Origin of the sequence: Streptomyces sp. P9(2023) (assembly GCF_032436795.1) — a bacterium.
Classification (GTDB): domain Bacteria; phylum Actinomycetota; class Actinomycetes; order Streptomycetales; family Streptomycetaceae; genus Streptomyces.
The window spans coordinates 1-251 of sequence record NZ_JAUPWM010000698.1 but is presented as its reverse complement, the minus strand read 5'-3'; the positions used below and the strand labels follow the sequence as shown (position 1 = coordinate 251).

Annotated in this window: 1 protein-coding gene; it reads right to left on the bottom strand. The window is 41.4% G+C overall.

The genetic code is table 11. The features are described 5' to 3' along the window. On the bottom strand, positions 1–251 hold a 251-nt coding region (locus Q5762_RS39150; RefSeq protein WP_315897085.1), incomplete at both ends, for a hypothetical protein.

The window sequence follows — 251 nt, the reverse complement described above, 5'->3', positions numbered from 1 at the left end:
AAACAAGCATCCATGACAGGCATATTTTTTTTATGCGCCATCATTGCTGCTTGTTTTATTAGCTCTACATTTATTGAGCTTGCAGAGAAGTAAGAGGATAGCGCTGCCCCCGCTAGTGTGAATGTGATCCATGAAATAAAGTTTAGTCTTTCATCTTTGAGGTAGAGGGCTTTGTTCTCTCTGCTGAGTGTGCGACTTCTACCTATTAAAAGAAGGTGAGTGATGTGTAATGCCCCTGATGTTAGTAGGAG